Source organism: Thalassolituus oleivorans MIL-1 (assembly GCF_000355675.1).
Taxonomy (GTDB): Bacteria; Pseudomonadota; Gammaproteobacteria; order Pseudomonadales; family Oceanobacteraceae; genus Thalassolituus; species Thalassolituus oleivorans.
Genome location: NC_020888.1, coordinates 597,124 through 617,192, shown reverse-complemented (window position 1 = coordinate 617,192; position 20,069 = coordinate 597,124). Strand labels below are relative to the sequence as shown.

Genomic DNA, 20,069 nt, shown 5'->3' with positions numbered 1-20,069 from the left:
TTTGAACTTGAGAACCTAATGCAGATTTACTTGGTGGGCGGTGCCGTTCGCGATCGATTACTTAATATTCCAATCAAAGACCGGGATTGGATGGTCGTTGGCGCAACACCAGATGAATTAATTAGCCAAGGATTTGAACAAGTCGGCGCTGACTTCCCAGTATTTTTGCATCCGCAAACTCACGAAGAATATGCGCTCGCACGAACCGAAAGAAAATCCGGTAAAGGTTATCAAGGCTTCGACTGCCGTTTCTCACCCGACGTTACCTTAGAAGACGATTTGCAACGGCGCGACCTCACCATCAATGCTATGGCTCAAGATGATGACGGTACCATTATTGACCCTTACGGTGGCCAACAAGATTTAACGCAGCGCCTTCTACGCCATGTTTCGCCCGCCTTCAGCGAAGACCCCTTACGCGTACTCAGGGTAGCAAGATTCGCAGCTCGTTTTGCGCCTTTAGGCTTTACGGTCGCCGAGGACACTATGCGCTTAATGCAGCGAATGGTAAGCGACGGTGAGCTCGATCATTTAGTGGCCGAACGGGTATGGCAAGAAACTCAGCGCGCCATAAGTGAAGCCCAACCGGAGGTCTACTTTGAGGTGTTGAGGACTTGCGGAGCTTTAAAAGTCTGGTTCCCTGAACTCGACGTTCTATTTGGCGTGCCGCAACCCGAGGCACATCATCCTGAAATTGATACAGGCGTGCATGCGCTGATGTCTCTAACGGCCGCTAGTAAAATGTCGACAGATATTGCGGTGCGCTGGGCTGCGCTGATTCACGATCTGGGTAAAGGCTTAACACCACCAGAAGAATGGCCACGACATATTGCTCATGAACGACGTGGCATTAAACCCATTAAAGCATTAAATAAACGAGTAAAAGCCCCAAACGATGCCAGTACCTTAGCGCTGTTGAGCAGCGAGTGGCACACGCATGTGCATCGCGCCTTTGAATTACGTGGTGAAACTTTACTGAAATTATTCGATGGCTTAGATGCTTGGCGCAAACCTGAACGCTTTGAACAGTTTTTAATTGTTTGCAGCGCCGATGCGAGAGGTCGCACGGGACTGGAGGATACATCCTATCCGCAAGCGGAATACTGCCGCGAGGCGTTTAAAGAAGCATTAAGCATTAACGCACAAGATATGATCAAGCAAGGACTACAAGGCGCAGAAATTCGCGCAGGACTGACGAAAGCGCGTGGGCAGCATTTACAACAATGGAAAGAAAATCAGTTACCGCGATGAACGCGCAGATTTTTGCGCCTTAGTGTCGCTCACAATTAACTGCAGCGTTTGGTTTGCCACAGCAGGCCAATAGCTAGCAAAAGTTTCACCACTCTTAGGGCAAATTGCCTTAGGAACTAAATCCAACAACGGCTTTAAAACAAAAGCGCATTGCCAAATATCGTTGCGCGGTAATTCAATACCATCGAACTCACCACACAAATCATCGACCAACAAAATATCAACATCTAAAGCGCGAGAAGAATACTTCACTGCATTTGCAGCGCGGCCAAAATCCGTTTCTATTTGCTTAAGCTGCGCTGATAAATCAGCCACTGACATGTTTGATTCTATTTCGATAACAAGATTAATAAAGTCTGGGCCAGAAAAACCAAGCGCTGGCGATTGATACCAAGGCGAGACTTGCACTACTTTAAAATCCTGCGCAAGACGCGCTAAGCCCATGCGAATATTCATCATAGGATCGAGATTCGCGCCAATACCTAAAAATACCCGCGCCATTAACTATCGCCCCGCTCGATATACAAACCAACCGCTTTTGCTTGTGGCACAACGGCTGGCTTTTCCACGCGAATACCCAACCACGGCATACCAAACTCTTGGCGCAAACCGGCAGCTAAACGCTCAAGTAATGATTCCAACAATTGAAAATGCTGCTCGCGCACAAAGCGTTCGATAAATTCAGTTACCGCTTGATAATTTAACGCATGAATTAAATCATCGGTGGCAGCTGCTACGCGAATATCCCACGCCATTTCGAGATCGAAAATTAATGGTTGGCGTACCTGCTTTTCCCAATCATAAACACCGATGACTGCGTCAACCTGTAAACCACGAATGAATACCTTATCCATGTTTGGTATCCAGAGGTTTTAATTCCGTCATCGGCCAACGCGGAACCGCTGTCACCGCGAGATCTGAGCATTCCCCCGCGAGTAAACGTTGCGTACCCGCATAGGCAATCATAGCGCCATTATCCGTACACAATTCAGGGCGAGGGTAATAGACCTCCCCCCCCAACTCAGCCGCTGTTTCTTGTAGACGCGCACGCAAAGAACGATTAGCACCGACCCCACCGGCAATAATTAAACGGTAAATACCCGTTTGCTTCATCGCCCGTCGACATTTAATGGCTAACGTTTCAACCACCGCATCTTGGAATCCCGCGGAAATATCCGCTTTATCGGTATCGCACAGCACGCCATCTTCGGCACAATCAAGAATGGTTGTACGCGTAAAGGTTTTTAAACCACTAAAACTAAAATCCAAACCGGGACGATCGGTCATTGGGCGAGGAAAACGAAAACGCTTAGCATTTCCCGAATCAGCCAAACGACTGAGTTCAGGGCCCCCTGGATAAGGTAAACCCATCATTTTCGCGGCTTTATCAAACGCTTCACCGGCAGCATCATCTAATGACTCACCTAATAAGGTGTACTGACCAATGCCCTCAACTTGCACCAACTGGGTATGACCGCCCGATACAAGCAGCGCAATAAACGGAAACTCCGGCGCGTTTTCTTCCAGCATAGGCGCCAACAAATGGCCTTCCATATGGTGTACACCTACCGCCGGAATCCCGAGAGCCCACGCCAAACTACGACCTAAGCACGCACCAACGAGTAAGGCCCCGACTAAGCCAGGACCGCGCGTAAAGGCAACACCGTCGAGATCAGCTAATGTTAAACCAGCTTCAGCCATAACCTCACGAATGAGGGGCATAGCCTTGCGTACATGATCGCGTGACGCTAATTCAGGCACAACGCCGCCATATTCTGCATGAACGGCTATTTGCGTATAAATTCGATGTGACAGCAGCCCAAGCTCACTGTCATATAAGGCAATACCGGTCTCGTCACATGACGTTTCCAGTCCCAGAACCCGCATAAACTACCCCTACAACGGTTTAGCCGACCATGATACTGCCAGCAGCCAATGGGCGCTAGCGAAGGCTTCAACTGTGGCTGTTAAAGCATTTCCAAACTACGCTTTGCAATCTGAATGCAAAAGCTTTAGAATGCCCGCCCTCTGACTGGGGCCATGATTTCCCCAGAATAAACGAATTGACTAAATACGTAGGTGATTGGATGCCAGCTGTAAAAGTTAAAGAAAACGAGCCGTTTGACGTTGCGTTACGCCGCTTCAAGCGTTCATGTGAAAAAGCCGGTGTACTGTCTGAAGTACGTCGTCGTGAACATTACGAAAAGCCAACCTGGATCCGCAAGCGTAAAGCAGCGGCTGCAGTGAAGCGTCACCTGAAGAAAGTACAGCGCGAACAGCGTAAAATGGTGCGTTTGTACTAATACAGGTTTTTCGAGGAGTTTGATATGAGCTTGATAGCGACCATCAAAGATGCCGTAAAGGCAGCGATGCGCGCAAAAGATAAGCAACGCCTAACTGCGCTGCGTTCTATTCAAGCTGAGTTCAAACGCATAGAAGTCGACGAGCGCATTGAAGTAGATGATGCTCGCGCGCTTGCGGTACTCGATAAAATGACCAAACAGCGTCGTGACTCCCTTTCTCAGTATCGGGAAGCAGGGCGTGATGATCTGGCAGATATTGAACAGTTCGAAATTGATGTACTGTACGAATTTTTGCCAGAAGCCTTGAGCGAAGAAGAGTTGGCCAAACTGGTGGCTGATGCCGTTGCACAGTCCGGTGCTGCAAGTATGCAGGACATGGGCAAAGTCATGGGCATCCTAAAACCACAGGTGCAAGGTCGTGCCGATATGGCACAGATCAGTCAACTAGTGAAGTCTCAACTGGGCTGATTCAGCTGCGGGCAAAGCTAAAAGCGCTATTAACCTGTTAATGGCGCTTTTTGCGTTTCTGACGTTTAGGATAATAACCATTCGGTCTACACTAACCGATCCCGAACCATCATCCCGGTAACCAGAGAAGCAATCAGCACCATGGCAGGCCGTATCCCCCAGAGCTTTATTGACGAATTACTCGCCCGCCTCGATGTCATCGATGTGGTAGATAGTCGCGTAAAGTTGAAAAAAACGGGAAAAAACTACTCCGCTTGCTGCCCTTTTCATAACGAAAACACGCCGTCGTTTACCGTAAGCCCAGACAAACAGTTTTATTATTGCTTTGGTTGTGGCGCATCCGGCACAGCACTTAAATTCGTTATGGAATACGATGGTTTGAGTTTTCCTGATGCGGTAGAAAAACTTGCCTCCCAAGCTGGCCTAGAAGTACCTAAAGAACAAATAAGCCACGATGCCCGCCAAGAACAACAGCACCAAGGGTTGTTCAAACGAATGGAAGCCGCGAGCCAGTATTTCGAACAAATGTTGCGCCAGCACGAACAACGCGGACGCGCCGTCGATTATTTAAAAAATCGCGGTTTATCTGGCAAAGCAGCAAAATTCTTTGGCATTGGTTATGCCCCACCAGGCTGGGATGGATTACAAACCGAGTTAGGCACCGACAAAGAAGCCCTACGAGAATTAGTAACCTGCGGCATGCTGATCGAAAAAGAAGACGGCCGAACTTACGATCGTTTTCGTGATCGCATTATGTTTCCTATTCGCGACGCTCGCGGACGTTTTATAGCCTTTGGTGGGCGTGTATTAGGCGATGAAAAGCCGAAATATTTAAACTCGCCAGAAACTCCAATATTCCAAAAAGGTCGTGAACTATATGGCCTTTATGAAGCACGGAAAATTCGCCAGAAACTGACGCGGTTTATTATTGTCGAAGGTTATATGGACGTCGTGGCACTGGCTGAATATGGCATTCATTACGCCGTCGCCACACTCGGTACCGCAACCAGCGAACACCATTTACGACGCTTATTTAAAATCGTGCCTGAAGTGATTTTTTGTTTCGATGGCGACAATGCAGGCCGCACCGCTGCAGCGCGCGCAATGGAAACTGTATTACCCGTGTTAAGTGATGGCGTTCAAGCGCGTTTTCTATTTTTACCCGACGGCGAAGACCCAGATACTTTGGTACGAAAAGAAGGCAAAGACGCCTTCGAAGAACGTCTCAATAAATCAGTCCACTTACCTGAATTTTTATTCGATTTTCTAAAAAAACAAGTGGATTTCGATACTCTCGACGGCAAAGCACGACTTGACCAATTAGCGGCCCCACTCATTAATAAAATACCCGCTGGCATGCTCAAGAAATTAATGAAAAAGCGCCTTGAAGACGAAATAGGCATGAGCAGCGAAGCACTGGCCGACATGAACAATATACCTGTACCAGCCACTGTACTCGATTACGATTTACCCCCTGAAGAGCCGAGCATTAACATTAGCGACTACCTGCCTAATGATGAATCAGAACAGCATCCACTGGCACCATCAGTGTACAAATCACTCGTTCAAATCGTGCGCCAGCCAAGCTTGGCACAACAACTAGAACTACCGAATGCCGACCCAGAAACGGAATATGAACGACTATTGCTAGAAGTTATTCGTAAGCTGAAACTAGCGCCGCAACAAGGCAGTGTTGGTTTATTAATTCAATGGATAGGCACGCCCTACCAAGCTGAATTACAACAGATGGCAGAAAGCGGCTCCGACGGCCACATTCCGCCGAGCGCTAACGATATTAACGATGTACTGAAACGCATGGGAGCGCGCCATCTCGATGTCGAACTCAACAAGCTCAAAGCAAAATTCGAACGAGGAGAAAAGCTCTCCACCGAAGAACGGCAACGACTGCAAGAATTAAAACGCCAGCGCCATGAAATGAACAAAAAACGTACAAATATTTATCGGCGCTGATCAGAATTTATCTACATCAGCACCTTGAAATTAGATCGATCAGACCCAAACTTAACCCCATACACAGCGCGAACCGACACTACCTGCCAAATCCCATGGAAAAGCTGCAAATAATGCCAGCATTCGGAGGGAACAATACGCCGTGGTGCTGGCCTAACGTTAGCTTAAAAGTTATACTTCGGCGTTTTACTTCCGCCTTAGAAAAACGGAAAATAGGGCTTCTATGTCAGCGAATACGCAACAATCCCGTCTTAAAGAACTTATTGCCAAGGGTAAGGAACAGGGTTACCTAACCTACGCCCAGGTAAACGACCACTTGCCGGACGATATTGCCAATCCGGATCAGGTCGAAGACATCATCCGCATGATCAACGATATCGGTATTCCGGTATCCGAGGTCGCCCCTGATGGTGATTCGCTATTCATGTCTGATGCGGCCGATGACGCAGCAGCTGAAGAAGCCGCCGCTGCATTAGCACTTGTCGATTCAGATGTCGGTCGTACCACAGATCCAGTCCGTATGTATATGCGTGAAATGGGTACTGTTGAGCTGCTGACTCGCGAAGGCGAAATCGTCATCGCGAAGCGTATCGAAGAAGGCATCCGCGAAGTGATGTCAGCATTGGCCTATTTCCCAGGCGCCGTGCAAACCATCATGAACGCCTTCAAAGAAGCCGAAGAAGATCCTAATCGCGTTGGCGATATCTTCAGTGGTTTTATCGATCCTTCTGATGAAGATCCTGAGCCAGGTGTTCAAGCCGGTGCCGCAGCACCTGTTGCTGACGATACCAGCGACACGGATTCAGACAGTGACGATGACGACGATAGCGATACCGAGAGTGAAGACACTGGTATCGACTTAACCGAAGTTATCCGTCGCTTCGATGAAATCAGAGACGCCAATATCGATATGGTGGCGGCGATCGAAAAACACGGTCGCGCTAGCAAACAAGCAGAAGAAGCAATTTCTCGCCTAGCGGAATTATTCGCTCCGATTAAATTAACGCCAAAACATTTTGAAGCGTTAGTAAACGGTGCGCGCGAAGCACTTGATGCCATTCGTAATCAAGAACGCCAAATCATGGTGATGATGACGCGCAAATGTGGCATGAACCGTAAAGACTTTATTACCGGTTACCAAGGTAATGAAACGAATAACCAATGGATTACCGATCTTATCGAAGCAGGCCATGCCTACTCCGATAAACTGGATACCTACCGTTTTGATATTTTCCGTGCGCAAAAGAAAATCAAATCCGTAGAAGATCGCGTAAATCTATCAATTGCAGAAATTAAAGAAGTTAACCGTCGTGTTTCCATCGGTGAAGCTCGCGCTCGCCGCGCCAAAAAAGAAATGGTGGAAGCGAACTTACGTCTGGTTATCTCGATTGCGAAAAAGTACACCAACCGTGGTTTGCAGTTCCTCGACCTTATTCAAGAAGGCAACATCGGCTTAATGAAAGCCGTTGATAAATTCGAATACCGTCGTGGTTATAAGTTCTCAACTTATGCAACTTGGTGGATTCGTCAGGCGATCACCCGTTCGATTGCCGACCAAGCGCGTACTATCCGTATTCCGGTACACATGATCGAAACCATCAATAAACTGAACCGTATCTCTCGTCAGATGCTGCAGGAGATGGGTCGTGAGCCGACGCCAGAAGAATTGGCAGAGCGCATGGAAATGCCAGAAGATAAGATTCGTAAAGTGCTGAAAATTGCCAAAGAGCCGATCTCAATGGAGACGCCGATTGGTGATGACGAAGATTCACACTTGGGTGACTTTATTGAAGATACCCAATCAGAATCACCAATGGATACCGCAACCGCTGAAGGCCTGACCGAAGCAACTCGTTCTGTATTAGCAGGACTTACCGCTCGCGAAGCCAAAGTATTGCGTATGCGTTTTGGTATCGATATGAACACTGACCACACGTTAGAAGAAGTGGGCAAACAGTTCGACGTAACGCGTGAGCGTATTCGTCAGATTGAAGCGAAGGCGTTGCGCAAGTTGCGTCACCCTAGCCGCTCTGATCATCTGCGTAGCTTCATCGACGAATAAGTTGTTGATAAAGTTCATAAAAAACCCAGCTAAGCTGGGTTTTTTATGGCTGGCACTTCGTAAAAATGCTGCTTATAATGCGTGCCAAGAAAACTGCTAGGACGCGAAAACACATTCTCTCCTATGCCGTTAGCTCAATCGTTCTATCACCTTGTGAATCATAGAACGTCTGCAATATCGTAGGGCCTTTAGCTCAGTTGGTTAGAGCACGCGACTCATAATCGCTAGGTCCCCGGTTCGAGTCCGGGAAGGCCCACCATTCCGCTTAGTATCTTCTTATTTGGTATTGAAACCATAACTTGGCCGTTTTGGCCACTTTATGCTTGCATAGGTAAGCAGAATTGGCCGCAAAATCCCCTTCGCTAATATTGCACAGCCCTACCAGTGCAGTAATGCTCTTGATAAGCAAATTTCTATATAACTTGAGCACGCTAGCTCTCTCCTTACAAACAAAATCAGCCTGCAAGGCCTTGTTATTACTGGATTTCTGGATAACTTGAACAAGCTATTTGATCTCCGCGTAACATTACTCCCATCCAAGACTCTAACTGACTTAAAGATTGTAAAGTGCTTAACACATCCGACGCTGTGAGCAGCCATCGCTGTTAACCTCTAGGTATAGAACCTCACACCCACAACGATCCCACCACTACCGAAACACGTATAAAAGTGAATTAATCCTGACAAAAAATAGCTTATAAGCATTGATATTGCTGGGTTAGACTATATGTCACATGTATAACACGAGCAGGAGGAGTCGTGTCTGTCTCAATGATGGTACTAACAAGACTTCACCGTATGAAGCGCGGTGAACCATTCCCAATAACAGGGTTTTATGCTCTGGGAACTCGCACATCTGTACAGAAAGCCATCAGTAGACTTACCCAAGAAGGGAAAGTAGTACGGCTGCGAAAGGGGTTCTATGTACGCCCCAAACCCTTAGCAAGCTTGCCTTCGATCAAAACAACTGCCAGTGCAGAGCAGATGGCCAAGGCCTGGGCAAAGCGATACGGCTATAAGCTGGTTAGTCAAGGTCAGGAGGCTGCATATCACTTAGGCTTCCAAACTCAAACACCAATGAAAAAAGTCTTCTGGAGTAATGGTGCCAGTACAAACTTCAAAATCGGAAACCAAGTTGTAGAAGTCAGACATGTAAGTAATAAAAAACTACTATGGAAAGCCAAACCTGAAGGTATTATGTTGAGAGCTATGCTGGTCACACCTCCAGAAGCAGTTGACTCCTCCAGTTTGAAGAAAGCAATTCAGCGGCTATCTCTGACTCCAGCCCAAACAAAAGAGATTGCAGAGAAACTCAGTGCTCTTAGCATTTTGAGTAGCTGGAGGAACAACCTACAAAAGCTAAAGGAAATAGCCTAATGCACATATTGGATTTCTACCGCACCGAGAATAAGCGCGAAGAGCTTAAACAGTTGCTTATTCTGGCGTCTCAGAGTCACTCAGACGGACTACCGGATTTCTTTTTAGAAAAGGACTTGTGGGTAACTGAGATACTCAGAATCCTTTACGATGAAAAGCTACTGGGTGACTATGCTGTTGCTTTCAAAGGCGGTACCGCCCTAAGTAAATGCTGGAAGACTATTGATCGATTTTCTGAAGATGGACCAGCGGGGGCATTTGAACGAAAACCTACGGTTTTGAATCCTGTGGCACCCTCGTAACCGTAGGTTTTCGTTTGATAGCCGTTAATCCCTGTATTTGAGGTTCGGCTGCATTCGGCCGGTAAAAGCGTTGAATTTAGCCACAAAACCTATAACACATTGATAATATGTAGGAATATCAATATTCTTTTTCAACCTGACGTTGGTCGAATCGATGCTTCTCCTTGGCCTGCAGGGTCTTGTGGAAGAACCGACAAATTTGCCAAGTTTGCTCGTTTAGGGGCTGGCAACGATTTCTGCATTTGCAGCCAGACGATCAAAACACATCCATTAAATCGTTATAGCGAACTTTGAAGCTGTTTAAACTGCCCTTGGATCACTGCTTTTTCCTGAAGAATCACCTTATTCTCATCGGTCAGAAATGCCACTTTATCCTGGGCGGTTTTCAGTTCGGCTTTGGTGGTCTCCAGTTCGTGGGATAACACGGCCACTTGCTTATCGACATCTGCTTTCTGAGTGGTGAGCGCGGCCATGTTTTCCGCCAATTGCTCATTTTTATGCTGGAATTCCCGGAACTTTGTTACAGCTTCTTCGCACTCGTGTTCCAGGTTCTGGATATCTTCTATCTTTGCGTTCAAATCGCTATTTAGCGCCGCATTGGCTTGTTTTAATTTATCGGCATTTCGTTGTAACTGCGCGTTGACGTCGAATAGCTCGGACGCTCTCAACTCAGCCTGGGCGAGCCGGTGTTGCAGATCCTGAATCTGATCATTCAACCCCTGGTTAACTATACGGAACTGGTCGCGCTCCTGCTGGCGGTCTTCGGCAGTTCGCTGCTGATAATGTTCGAAATGATCGCGGAAATCCCTATTTCCAAACCGGGAAACGGCAGTAGCCCAAGGCGGCCACCAAATGACTTCTTCCCGTCAGGGTCACTGGTACGGCCTTCGGTCTCCACCTCCTCGATGGCCAATTCGTAATCCCCTCCTTGTCCCTCTACTGCGGCGGCCAGGGTGGGCCCGTTACCAACATAAATAGCATAATTGGCGCGCATCTCGCCGAGTGGAAACCCGCCGCGCAATTGCAAGCCGGTCTCACTTAGGGGCGCAGCTCCGCCATGCCCGAAACCAGCGGGTGCCGAGACAGCCTTATTGATCCAGCTAGGGTGCAAATTCTGCCGGAATTGACCTATGGGACTTAAAAATTTTCCCGCACCAAGCGCTACATAATCATTCAGGAACAGGTTGATAGAGGCATATTCCAACGCCAGCTCAGTGCCCCCTTCGGCTGTGTTCGACAGCTCAAATTCTGTTTCGAACATTAGCCAGTCTTGGTAATTGTAGTGGATGATGGGGGCGGCCAATACCTTGTTAAAAGCGGCGTTGCCTGAATCCGGATCGGCGTACTCGACCGATCCATAACCTGCCATATGAAATGACGAATCTGTATTACGTTCCGCTGCCGTGTTTTCCAAGCGATCAACTTGATTTTGAAGATCGTCGACTTGCTGCCTGAGATTGTCGGTCTGATTGTCTGCGTAAACAGCGGCAGGAACTATTGCCGCTGTAACACTTAAAGTCAGAAGGCAGCATTTGAGTTTTGACTTCTTCATGTTCATGGTTTTCCCTTATCGTTGATTTGCCCAACTTCTACACCGGTAACTGTCAAGCTAGTTGTCGCCTAAGGTGTGTTTTATTAAGCTTCATTGTCTATTATGTGGGGTGATGATTACGGATGGATGACCCCAACATGACAGCCATGTAATGCTGGGGAATTTTGATTGATTCAGATCAACCAAATAGCATTAACCTATTTGTGCATTTGGTGCTTTATTGGTTTATACCACAGAGCTCCGGCAGGGGCAGACAAGTCTGCCCCATTTAGTTTGGCAATATTATGCTTTCAGCGAGCGGGTGCGCCATAGGTAATACACGACGGGTAATACCAACAACGTTAAAATCACAGCACTCACCATTCCGCCCACCATAGGCGCCGCAATCCGGCTAACAACTTCCGCACCTGTTCCGGAACTGAACATAATGGGCAACAATCCAGCGATAGTGGAGACCGTAGTCATCATTACGGGTCTTACACGAAGTCCCGCGCCCTGTGTCACGGCTTCGAGCAAATCTTCTTTTAATGGTTGCACTCCACGCTCACGACAGGTATCTATCAATTGGTGATATGCTTGGTTAAGATAAGTTAACATGATGATACCTATTTCCACCGTAACCCCCGCCAGTGCAATAAAACCAACCGCAACCGCGACAGAAAAATTATAGCCAAGCAGGTACATCAGCCAGATTGAACCAATTACCGCCAGTGGTAGTGTTCCCAGAATAATGGCTATTTCAGTGAAGTTACGAAAATTCATGTATAACAGAATGATAATGATGGCAAGCGTCAAAGGAACCACATAGGTCAGTTTCTCTTTGGCGCGCAGCATGTATTCGTACTGACCGGACCAGGCCACCGAGTAACCGGCCGGTAAATCCAACTGCTGCTCGACCGTTGCCATGGCCGCTTGTACATAGCTGCCCACGTCCACCCCATCGATATCTACAAAGGTCCAGCCATTCAGCCTGGCGTTCTCGCTCTTGATCGCTGGCGGGCCGTCCTCCACATAGACATTGGCCACATCGGCGAGCGCAATGCGTTGGCCGCTGGGCGTAACGATGGGCAGCAGCGCCAACTGTTCTGGCGAGTCTCGATAGTCCTGCGGGTAGCGCAGATTGATCGGATAACGCTCCAGCCCCTCAATGGTCTGCGCCACATTCATTCCCCCAATGGCCGTGGCTATTACCTGCTGCACATCAGCAATATTGAGGCCATAGCGCGCCGCCTGTGCACGCTGAATATCCACCTTGATGTAACGCCCACCGGCCACCCTTTCGGAATACACCGAGGCTGTGCCGGGTACATCCTTGAGGATCTGCTCTAGTCGCTGACCAATCTTCTGAATTTCTCGCAGATCCTCGCCCGCCACCTTGATGCCTACCGGCGTCTTGATACCGGTGGCCAGCATGTCGATGCGAGTCTTGATCGGCATCACCCAAGCGTTGGTTAGACCGGGGAATTTCACTAGCGCATCCAGCTCCTTCTTGAGCTTCTCCGTGGTCATGCCCTCGCGCCATTCCTCTTTGGGCTTGAGCTGAATAAAGGTCTCGACCATGGTTAGTGGCGCTGGATCCGTGGCTGTCTCGGCACGGCCGATTTTGCCGAAAACAGTCTTCACCTCGGGGACAGTCGCAATCAGCTTGTCGGTCTGTTGAAGCAATTCCCTGGCCTTACCAATAGATAGCCCCGGATAAGTGGTGGGCATGTACATGAGATCACCTTCATCCAGATCGGGGATGAATTCACTACCAATCTTGTTAACCGGCCAGATCCCAACGAGGAAAATCACAACCGCAATGGCAAGTGTGATTTTCGGAAAACGCAATACGGTTTTCAGCAGGGGCATGTACCCGGCAATCAGTAATCGATTAACGGGATTCTTGTTTTCCGCTACCACCTTGCCTCTGATGAAATATCCCATCAAAACCGGCACCACTGTGATAGCAAGCGCCGCACTGGCTGCCATGGCATAGGTTTTGGTAAAGGCCAACGGGCTGAACATCCGGCCCTCCTGGGCTTCCAGGGTGAATACTGGTACAAAGCTCACAGTGATAATAAGCAAACTGAAAAACAGCGCCGGACCGACTTCACTGGCTGACGCCGCCACGATTTTCCAACGGTTCTCTGGCGTCAAGGGCGTACGTTCCATATGCTTATGCATGTTTTCGATCATGACAATCGCGCCATCAATCATGGCGCCTATCGCAATCGCTATACCGCCTAATGACATGATATTGGCATTGAGACCTTGCCAATACATCACGGTAAAAGCCGTGAGTATACCTAGCGGCAGACTGAAGACCGCCACCAGTGAGGACCTGACATGAAACAGGAAAATGACACAGATCAACGCCACAATAGCGAGTTCTTCGGCCAGACTTTTCCACAAACTGTCAATGGCGCGAGATATCAGCCCTGAACGATCATAAACGGTTACGATCTCCACGCCCTCGGGCAAACCCGCCTTGAGTTTTTCCAGCTTGGCCTTGACCCCATCAATGGTTTTCTGGGCGTTCTCACCGAAACGCATCACCACAATACCGCCCACCACTTCACCTTCGCCGTTCAACTCGGCGATGCCACGGCGCATTTGCGGCCCCAACTCGATATCCGCCACATCCTTGAGCAACAGCGGCGTACCGTTAACATCCAACCCTAACGGAATGTTGGCCAGATCATCGATACCCTGGATGTAACCGCTGGCGCGCACCATGTATTCGGCTTCGGCCATTTCCACCACCGAGGCGCCCACTTCCTGATTACCGCGCTGGATCGCCATCTGAATATGGGACAGGGGAATACTGAAAGCACGCAGTTTTTCCGGGTTCACTTTCACTTGGTACTGCTTAACCATGCCGCCGAGCGCCGAGACTTCGGAAACACCCGGCACGGTTTGCAGCTCGTATTTCAGGAACCAGTCCTGCAGGCTGCGCAACTGACTGAGGTCATGCTTGCCGGTACGGTCCACCAGGGCGTAGAGATAGACCCAGCCAACTCCGGTAGCGTCCGGCCCCAGTTGCGGCCGAGCACTCGGAGGTAATGTGGGCGCGACCTGAGACAGATACTCCAGCACCCGGGAACGTGCCCAGTAGGCATCGGTATCCTCGTCGAAAATGACATACACAAAGGAATCGCCAAAAAAGGAATAACCGCGCACGGTAACCGCACCGGGTACCGACAACATGGCAGTAGTCAGTGGATACGTGACCTGGTCCTCCACCACCTGCGGCGCCTGCCCAGGAAAACTGGTCTTAATAATGACCTGTACATCGGACAGATCGGGAATGGCGTCCACCGGGGTGTTTTTCAGCGAATAGAGACCTATCCCCACCAGCATCAAAGTAGCCAGCAGCACGAAGAAACGGTTACCGACGGACCAACGGATTATCGATTCAATCATGATTGTGCTCCTTTTGATCGTGACCGCCGTGGTTCATGCCCTGGTGTTCGCTGTGCTCCGGCATCGACATATCACCGTGATCCATACCCTCGTGCTGACCGTGATCCATTCCTGCAGGCATGGCATCATTGCCTTGCTCATTGGGAATATGCACTTGGGTAATCTGGTATCCACCACTGTTGTTATTGGTGATCTGCACATGCAGGCGCATTCCCTGTTTGAGCGCATCCATGTCCACAGCCTCAGCGACGGTGAAATCCATGGTCATGGTGGGCCATTGCCAGTCCGGGATGGCCTCGTGCTCCAGGGTCACCATGCGGTGATCCGGCATCAGGCTGTCGATACGTGCGGCCACCCAGACTGAGCGGGAATCAGCGTCTGCCTTTACATCCATTGATTCGCCTTGCTGATCGCGCTTGGCCATGCGCTTGAAGTCCGACGTCTTGCTGGATTCCGAGTCGATCAGGAACTGAGCAGAGGTCACAATGCGTTCCCCTTCTTTGAGTCCCGACTGAATTTCCACCTGCCGCTCGCCCACGCGGCCGACCTCAACGGCCACCGATTTGAATTTGCCATCACCCAGCGCCAACACCACGCGCGCCTGGCTGCCGGTACGGATCAGCGCTTCCCGCGGGATTAACAGTGCTTCAGCCCCCGCCTGGGTCTCAATGACCATCTGCGCGAACATGCCCGGCTTGAGGAAGTCGTCCGGGTTGTCGAAATGCACCCGGATTTGCGCGGTACGTGTCTTGGCATTCAAAGACGGATAGACATAGTCCACCTGGCCCAACCAATCCCGACCGGGCAGGTAATCGAGCCGCATCCGCACCTGGTCGTCGGTCTTGACCAGGCTTGCCTGTCGTTCGAACACCTCACCGATCACCCAGATATGTTCTAGCTGGCCGATGCTCATCAGACTCAAGCCAGGCTTGACGAACATGCCCTCACGCACCGCGAGATTGTCCAGTACCCCGGACTGCGGCGCGGCAACGGTGATGGTCTGGCTGACCTTGCGGGTTTTACGCAGCCGGTCGATATCTGCCTGAGGTACTTGCAATGCCAATAACCGTTCCACGGCAGCGCCGATCAACACCGGATTGTCGCGTTTCAACGCCAACAACAATTCCTCCTGGGCGTTGACCAGGGTGGGTGAATAGAGGGTGTACAGGGGGTCGCCCTGTCTGACCGGATCCCCGGCGGCCTTGACATGGAGCTTCTCGATCCAGCCTTCCACGCGCGGGCTGATATGCACCAGCCGGTTCTCATCGTATTGCACGTAACCGACGGTTTTGACATCCAGATCCAGAGACCCTACCTCAACCGTGGCGGTGCGCACGCCGAGATTGTTGACGACCTCGGGCGATATCTTGACGGTGCCGGCTTCATCCTCTCCGGCGGATTTCTCGTACACAGGGATCAGATCCATGCCCATGGGCGATTTGCCAGGCTTGTCGCGCTTGTAGTTGGGATCCATGGGCGCCACCCAGTAAAGTGGCTTGCGTTCACCGCCGGTTGCTGTCATATCCCCCTCATCGGGGTTGCCGAGCAGCCAGACGCCGGATGCGCCGAGCAGCGCGCCGACGGCCGTGCCCAGCAAGGTTTTGGTGAATGTATTCATGTTGAACTCCTTTAAAACGGTTTCGCCGGCCGTGCATCGTCGAACGACGCCTCGGCGAGCAGGTAATTGATTTGGGCGATGGTCTTCTGCCGATCCACGGCAATGGCGAGCGCGTCGACCTTGGCATTCAATTCGGCAATGCGAGCACGCACGGCTTCGGCGAAGTCGCCGTCGTCGTTGTTGTAGGCGGTCAGCGAAGCTTCTGCCTGCTCAGCCATTTGCGGCAGCAGCTGATCGGCGTATAACGCCTGGCGTTCATCAAGACGCGCCAGTTGCACGCTCGCGGTTTCCAGTTCCGCCATCAGCCGACGACCAAGCAAGTGCTTTTCGGTTTTAATGGCCTCGGTTCGATTGACGGCGGCGCTGACTTCCTTGTCCTGCCGGTTACCGGTGAAAATGGGCAGGTCGAAGTTCACGCCAACGGAGAACAGATCGGCCCGGTCGCGCCCCAAGGGGTCGTTGTCGCGATAGCCGTATTGGGCGGTCAGGCCCCATTCGGGCTTGTATTTCTGTTTTGCCAGATCCACACCGGTTTGCGTGGCGTCGATACGCTGGTCCAGCGCTCGCAACGCGGGATGATGACGGATCCATTCGTAGCGCGTATGCTCGCTGGACTGCTTAATGGTCGGTACCGACAGTGGCCTGGAAAGAGACTGTGTCGGTAGTACCGGAGCCAGAGGGACAGTGGCAGGCGCACCGATCCATTCGGTCAGACGCTTTTGTGCGGCTTGCTGTTGCTGCCTGAGCATCGTCAGTCTGTCTTCGAGACGAGTCAGCTCCAACTGCGCACGGATCACGTCCTGCTGACGTGCCCTGCCCAGCGCCGAGGAGTAACCCGCTTTGGCGGCATCCACCAACTGCTCAAACAGTGCGCGATCCTGTTCGATCAGCCGGATACTCTCCTGAGCTTTGAAGGCCTCCAGCCACAACTGGCTGACCGTAGCGCCTACCTTGGCCCGACGATCCAGCCTTAGTAAGGGATGCTGCTCGGCTAGCTGCTGCTTTTGTCGGCGGGTGAGCGACAGACTGTCACCCCGGGGAAACATTTGGCTGATCCCCACCGACAACTGAGTCATGCCTTCCTGGTTCAAATCGAAAGTGTCCACGGGGAAATTGCCCGCCATCAGGCTCATTCGGGGGTCTGGCAAGGTCGCAGCGGCGGTCGCTTCGTCATTGAGGGCCTGCTGGGTGTACTGGCTGCCAGTGAGCCAGGGATCGGCATCGATAGCGAGGGCTACGGCCTCTTCCTGCGTCAGGGTATCGGGAAGGGGTTGCGCAAAGGCTATGACACTGCCCAGACCGAGCGGCAGGATAATAAAAAGTATCGTGACGAAGATTCTCATGGCTGCGCTTCCGGTTGTTGGAGTGGCTGATACTGCTGAGCCATGCTCCCGACACTGGCAAACACTTCAGTGCTGCCGTCCTTTTTCATCAGCAATATCTGGTAAGGCATAAACTTGTCACCCACCTCCATTCCGGGGCTGCCAACGGGCATGGCAGGCACTGTCAACCCCATCGCGTCGGCGGGTGGATTGGCCAGGAACTGATGAATGTAGCGAGCTGGGATATGCCCCTCAAAGACATAGCCCTGGGTCGACACAGCGGTGTGGCAGGAGCGCAGGTTGTTCGCGATTCGATAGCGATCCTTGATGGCGTCCAGATTAGCCGGGTGTTCGACACTGGCCGCAAAGCCCTCGGCCTCAAGGTGACCTATCCATTTTTTACAGCAGCCACAGGTCGGGCTTTTGTAGACGGTGAGCATTTCGGCATCAGCGGCGGATGGATCAGATATTTTGGGGTTTTTAGACCCATCATTACAGGCTACGAGTAAGGGCAGCATCAGCAGTCCCAACAGCGAGCTGATTAATTTAAATCGAAACATGAGTTACCTCCGAAGGTAATCGAATAGAGGGTTGAGAACTGGATAGCAGGGCTGCAGACAGGCATTAGCTACAAGCAGTTGCCAGTCGTGCGGGTGGTTCGCCTTGTATCACACAGTTCGTGAAATCGGTTTTTGCCTGTCAATCAGGCAATCGGAGGTCTAAGCAAAGGAAAATAGGGCGGTCGCGGGATGGCTGGCGCATGAAATAAGATTGAGCTGGAGCCAGCATGGATGTGGGAAGAGACATGAGCAACAGGCGGCATCATTGACAAACAACCGCTCATCATACAGTCGGCGTCGCCCTTATCACCGGCACAGCAGCCGTGTCGATCCTGGACTTCACCGGCGTCATGCTGCATGGCGGCGTGGTCTAGTTGGGCGTGGCCCGGATGCACGTGCTCACCTTGGGATAGGCTGGGCGGTGCCGGTTGACTGGAGGACATGGTGCAAACGTTGGGCGAAGCCGCGAATGCGCTCCTCGCAAGGAGCGTCACCAGCAGCAGCCATATTACCCATGCACCAGGTCGCACTAAGAAACCTCTCGCCAAGTTATTACATCAACGTTTACAGAATATTGCCTGTTTGTCGCGACTGTATTGATCCCTGTCATCGTTCGATCACTTGCTCTAGTTGACGCAGCAGAACTCGCGTCTGTATCAGGCTTTCGTCCATACTTTCCATATAATCCAGCTTGTATTTACTCATGCCTTCTTTCACGTGCGGATAATCCTTGGCCATCAGATTGCGCAATACCAGAATTTTGTGGTTCAGGGCGTTGATCTGTGTATCGAGCAATTTCAGCTTTTCCGTGTTACTTTGTGAGATGGCAAATTCCGACTGTGCGTGCGTGATGGCACGGTCGCGCTTTTTCAACTCCTCGACGGGGTCTTCCCCGCCATGCGCCATTACCTGCGCCTGAAACAGCAGCGCCCCCAGCAGCAAGGGCGCGATTATCAATCTTTTCATTATCCATGTTTCCTTTATTATGAGTTGTCGACTGGATCTGAATTCAAATCCAGGTTCGTTCGGCTGACCGGCTCTACAGCCACCAAGCCGCTATCGGCCGCGTGCGTGTTGATAAAAGACTCGATGGCTTTGGTCTGGGGCTTGGAAGCTTTCGATGTCATGTAGATCTCCAGCTTCAGGCCTGTGGAGAGCAGATCTTTGCGAAAATAATTGCGGTAGCTGCCAAACCCCCTAACAGGCATCAGGCTGAGTCCCCTGACAGAGAGCCTCAGTAACAGTTCCTCCATCTCTGGCCACAGGAGTTCGGGGAAAATGGCCACGATTTTCACGGTGTTTGTCATCAGGTTACCTCTTACTTAATTCACTGGTCCCGACTTCGACTTCCAGTTGGCCTACAAGCCATCAGCCATGCGACCAGTGGATGTGAACTATTTTCCAGCCATTGCCTGTGCGCGCCAGCACCAAGGTCTCCACGCTGATTAGGTCAATGTCCTTACCCTTGTATTGGCCCTGAAGACGGGTCTTGGCCACCGAATAGGCCATATCACCGGCCTCCCTGACCCTATGCTCCAGCGGGGTGAACGACAGGGACTTCAAAAACGCCATGTCGCCGGGCATGTGGTGATGCGCGTATTCATCGGCCGACCGTTCGACGCCCTTGCCCTCGTAGATATAGACATCGTCGGCCAGCAGGCGGCGCGCCGTCTCGGCATTGCCATCACGCAAGGCTTGTTGAAAGGCGATGGCCGTGCGTGCGGCCTCGCCGTCAAGCCCCGACTGGATCGCCATCGCCTGGTTGCCGGCCGGATCCGCCTGCAGGGGCGACGACGCGGCCATCACAACCGCCAGCAACACCAGCAGACGTCTTTTCCAGCCTATGGCCCCGTGAAAATGAGTTAAAGTGGAAAGCAT

18 protein-coding genes, 1 tRNA gene and 1 pseudogene are annotated in these 20,069 nt (G+C 51.0%); 8 read left to right on the top strand and 12 right to left on the bottom strand.

Going from position 1 to position 20,069, the window contains the following annotated elements; translation table 11 throughout:
* The first annotated feature begins 18 nt into the window (after nucleotides 1-18).
* Complete coding sequence (locus TOL_RS02845) at nucleotides 19-1,251, top strand: multifunctional CCA addition/repair protein (RefSeq protein ID WP_041588638.1); 1,233 nt, start codon at nucleotides 19-21, stop codon at nucleotides 1,249-1,251.
* Here TOL_RS02845 and folK read toward each other — a convergent pair.
* The 3 genes from folK to tsaD are packed head-to-tail and all read right to left on the bottom strand — an operon-like array spanning nucleotide 1,240 to nucleotide 3,138.
* A complete protein-coding gene (gene folK / locus TOL_RS02840) occupies nucleotides 1,240-1,752 on the bottom strand; it encodes a 2-amino-4-hydroxy-6-hydroxymethyldihydropteridine diphosphokinase (protein ID WP_015485760.1) in 513 nt (170 codons plus the stop codon). The two genes, TOL_RS02845 and folK, sit on opposite strands and share 12 nt — an antisense overlap.
* Entirely contained in the window at nucleotides 1,752-2,105 is a 354-nt protein-coding gene (gene folB / locus TOL_RS02835) for a dihydroneopterin aldolase (RefSeq protein ID WP_015485759.1), read from the bottom strand. Before folB ends, folK begins: the two co-directional genes overlap by 1 nt.
* Nucleotides 2,098-3,138, bottom strand: coding sequence for a tRNA (adenosine(37)-N6)-threonylcarbamoyltransferase complex transferase subunit TsaD (tsaD, locus tag TOL_RS02830; protein ID WP_015485758.1), 1,041 nt, complete (start codon nucleotides 3,136-3,138; stop codon nucleotides 2,098-2,100). Before tsaD ends, folB begins: the two co-directional genes overlap by 8 nt.
* Nucleotides 3,139-3,338: 200 nt before the next feature.
* Here tsaD and rpsU point away from each other — a divergent pair, with 200 nt between their 5' ends.
* The 7 genes and pseudogenes from rpsU (at nucleotide 3,339) to TOL_RS02795 (ending at nucleotide 9,734) form a co-directional block, all read left to right on the top strand.
* Nucleotides 3,339-3,554: a 30S ribosomal protein S21 gene (gene rpsU / locus TOL_RS02825; protein WP_015485757.1), complete on the top strand. Its 216-nt coding sequence runs from the start codon at nucleotides 3,339-3,341 to the stop codon at nucleotides 3,552-3,554.
* 24 nt (nucleotides 3,555-3,578) lie between these two features.
* A complete protein-coding gene (locus TOL_RS02820; protein WP_015485756.1) occupies nucleotides 3,579-4,022 on the top strand; it encodes a GatB/YqeY domain-containing protein in 444 nt (147 codons plus the stop codon).
* A gap of 141 nt (nucleotides 4,023-4,163) precedes the next feature.
* The gene (gene dnaG, locus TOL_RS02815; protein ID WP_015485755.1) at nucleotides 4,164-5,993 is read left to right on the top strand and encodes a DNA primase; all 1,830 of its coding nucleotides are present in this window, start codon (nucleotides 4,164-4,166) and stop codon (nucleotides 5,991-5,993) included.
* A gap of 214 nt (nucleotides 5,994-6,207) precedes the next feature.
* A pseudogene (gene rpoD, locus TOL_RS02810) lies at nucleotides 6,208-8,055 on the top strand (RNA polymerase sigma factor RpoD); the annotation flags it as partial.
* A gap of 182 nt (nucleotides 8,056-8,237) precedes the next feature.
* Nucleotides 8,238-8,314 (top strand) — tRNA-Ile (locus TOL_RS02805).
* A 512-nt stretch (nucleotides 8,315-8,826) separates the two neighbouring features.
* The gene (locus TOL_RS02800; RefSeq protein ID WP_223248670.1) at nucleotides 8,827-9,432 is read left to right on the top strand and encodes a DUF6088 family protein; all 606 of its coding nucleotides are present in this window, start codon (nucleotides 8,827-8,829) and stop codon (nucleotides 9,430-9,432) included.
* Nucleotides 9,432-9,734: a nucleotidyl transferase AbiEii/AbiGii toxin family protein gene (locus TOL_RS02795; RefSeq protein ID WP_015485752.1), complete on the top strand. Its 303-nt coding sequence runs from the start codon at nucleotides 9,432-9,434 to the stop codon at nucleotides 9,732-9,734. Before TOL_RS02800 ends, TOL_RS02795 begins: the two co-directional genes overlap by 1 nt.
* 278 nt (nucleotides 9,735-10,012) lie before the next feature.
* On the opposite strand, the gene TOL_RS19125 is transcribed toward TOL_RS02795, so the two are convergent.
* The 9 genes from TOL_RS19125 to TOL_RS02750 form a co-directional block, all read right to left on the bottom strand.
* The gene (locus TOL_RS19125; RefSeq protein ID WP_015485751.1) at nucleotides 10,013-10,450 is read right to left on the bottom strand and encodes a hypothetical protein; all 438 of its coding nucleotides are present in this window, start codon (nucleotides 10,448-10,450) and stop codon (nucleotides 10,013-10,015) included.
* A gap of 11 nt (nucleotides 10,451-10,461) precedes the next feature.
* Nucleotides 10,462-11,292 carry a hypothetical protein gene (locus tag TOL_RS02785; protein WP_015485750.1) on the bottom strand — a complete coding sequence of 277 codons (831 nt, stop codon included), beginning with the start codon at nucleotides 11,290-11,292 and terminating at the stop codon, nucleotides 10,462-10,464.
* A gap of 276 nt (nucleotides 11,293-11,568) precedes the next feature.
* Nucleotides 11,569-14,691 (bottom strand): efflux RND transporter permease subunit, encoded by a 3,123-nt coding sequence (locus tag TOL_RS02780; RefSeq protein WP_015485749.1) that lies wholly within the window; start codon nucleotides 14,689-14,691, stop codon nucleotides 11,569-11,571.
* Nucleotides 14,684-16,309, bottom strand: coding sequence for an efflux RND transporter periplasmic adaptor subunit (locus tag TOL_RS02775; protein WP_015485748.1), 1,626 nt, complete (start codon nucleotides 16,307-16,309; stop codon nucleotides 14,684-14,686). The genes TOL_RS02780 and TOL_RS02775 overlap by 8 nt, the downstream gene beginning before the upstream one ends.
* A gap of 11 nt (nucleotides 16,310-16,320) precedes the next feature.
* Entirely contained in the window at nucleotides 16,321-17,652 is a 1,332-nt protein-coding gene (locus TOL_RS02770) for a TolC family protein (RefSeq protein ID WP_015485747.1), read from the bottom strand.
* Nucleotides 17,649-18,191, bottom strand: coding sequence for a DUF411 domain-containing protein (locus tag TOL_RS02765; RefSeq protein ID WP_015485746.1), 543 nt, complete (start codon nucleotides 18,189-18,191; stop codon nucleotides 17,649-17,651). Before TOL_RS02765 ends, TOL_RS02770 begins: the two co-directional genes overlap by 4 nt.
* 606 nt (nucleotides 18,192-18,797) lie before the next feature.
* A complete protein-coding gene (locus TOL_RS02760; RefSeq protein ID WP_015485744.1) occupies nucleotides 18,798-19,157 on the bottom strand; it encodes a hypothetical protein in 360 nt (119 codons plus the stop codon).
* A 17-nt stretch (nucleotides 19,158-19,174) separates the two neighbouring features.
* A complete protein-coding gene (locus TOL_RS02755) occupies nucleotides 19,175-19,498 on the bottom strand; it encodes a P-II family nitrogen regulator (RefSeq protein WP_015485743.1) in 324 nt (107 codons plus the stop codon).
* A gap of 61 nt (nucleotides 19,499-19,559) precedes the next feature.
* Complete coding sequence (locus TOL_RS02750) at nucleotides 19,560-20,069, bottom strand: YybH family protein (RefSeq protein ID WP_015485742.1); 510 nt, start codon at nucleotides 20,067-20,069, stop codon at nucleotides 19,560-19,562.

Coding starts and splice junctions, on each gene's coding strand:
- TOL_RS02845 (WP_041588638.1), top strand. CDS start 19: ATGCAGATTTACTTGGTGGGCGGTGCCGTTCGCGATCGATTACTTAAT.
- TOL_RS02770 (WP_015485747.1), bottom strand. CDS start 17,652: ATGAGAATCTTCGTCACGATACTTTTTATTATCCTGCCGCTCGGTCTG.
- TOL_RS02800 (WP_223248670.1), top strand. CDS start 8,827: ATGATGGTACTAACAAGACTTCACCGTATGAAGCGCGGTGAACCATTC.
- TOL_RS02750 (WP_015485742.1), bottom strand. CDS start 20,069: ATGCTTTCCACTTTAACTCATTTTCACGGGGCCATAGGCTGGAAAAGA.
- tsaD (WP_015485758.1), bottom strand. CDS start 3,138: ATGCGGGTTCTGGGACTGGAAACGTCATGTGACGAGACCGGTATTGCC.
- rpsU (WP_015485757.1), top strand. CDS start 3,339: ATGCCAGCTGTAAAAGTTAAAGAAAACGAGCCGTTTGACGTTGCGTTA.
- TOL_RS02755 (WP_015485743.1), bottom strand. CDS start 19,498: ATGACAAACACCGTGAAAATCGTGGCCATTTTCCCCGAACTCCTGTGG.
- TOL_RS02765 (WP_015485746.1), bottom strand. CDS start 18,191: ATGTTTCGATTTAAATTAATCAGCTCGCTGTTGGGACTGCTGATGCTG.
- folK (WP_015485760.1), bottom strand. CDS start 1,752: ATGGCGCGGGTATTTTTAGGTATTGGCGCGAATCTCGATCCTATGATG.
- folB (WP_015485759.1), bottom strand. CDS start 2,105: ATGGATAAGGTATTCATTCGTGGTTTACAGGTTGACGCAGTCATCGGT.
- TOL_RS02760 (WP_015485744.1), bottom strand. CDS start 19,157: ATGAAAAGATTGATAATCGCGCCCTTGCTGCTGGGGGCGCTGCTGTTT.
- TOL_RS02795 (WP_015485752.1), top strand. CDS start 9,432: ATGCACATATTGGATTTCTACCGCACCGAGAATAAGCGCGAAGAGCTT.
- dnaG (WP_015485755.1), top strand. CDS start 4,164: ATGGCAGGCCGTATCCCCCAGAGCTTTATTGACGAATTACTCGCCCGC.
- TOL_RS02775 (WP_015485748.1), bottom strand. CDS start 16,309: ATGAATACATTCACCAAAACCTTGCTGGGCACGGCCGTCGGCGCGCTG.
- TOL_RS02785 (WP_015485750.1), bottom strand. CDS start 11,292: ATGAACATGAAGAAGTCAAAACTCAAATGCTGCCTTCTGACTTTAAGT.
- TOL_RS02820 (WP_015485756.1), top strand. CDS start 3,579: ATGAGCTTGATAGCGACCATCAAAGATGCCGTAAAGGCAGCGATGCGC.
- TOL_RS02780 (WP_015485749.1), bottom strand. CDS start 14,691: ATGATTGAATCGATAATCCGTTGGTCCGTCGGTAACCGTTTCTTCGTG.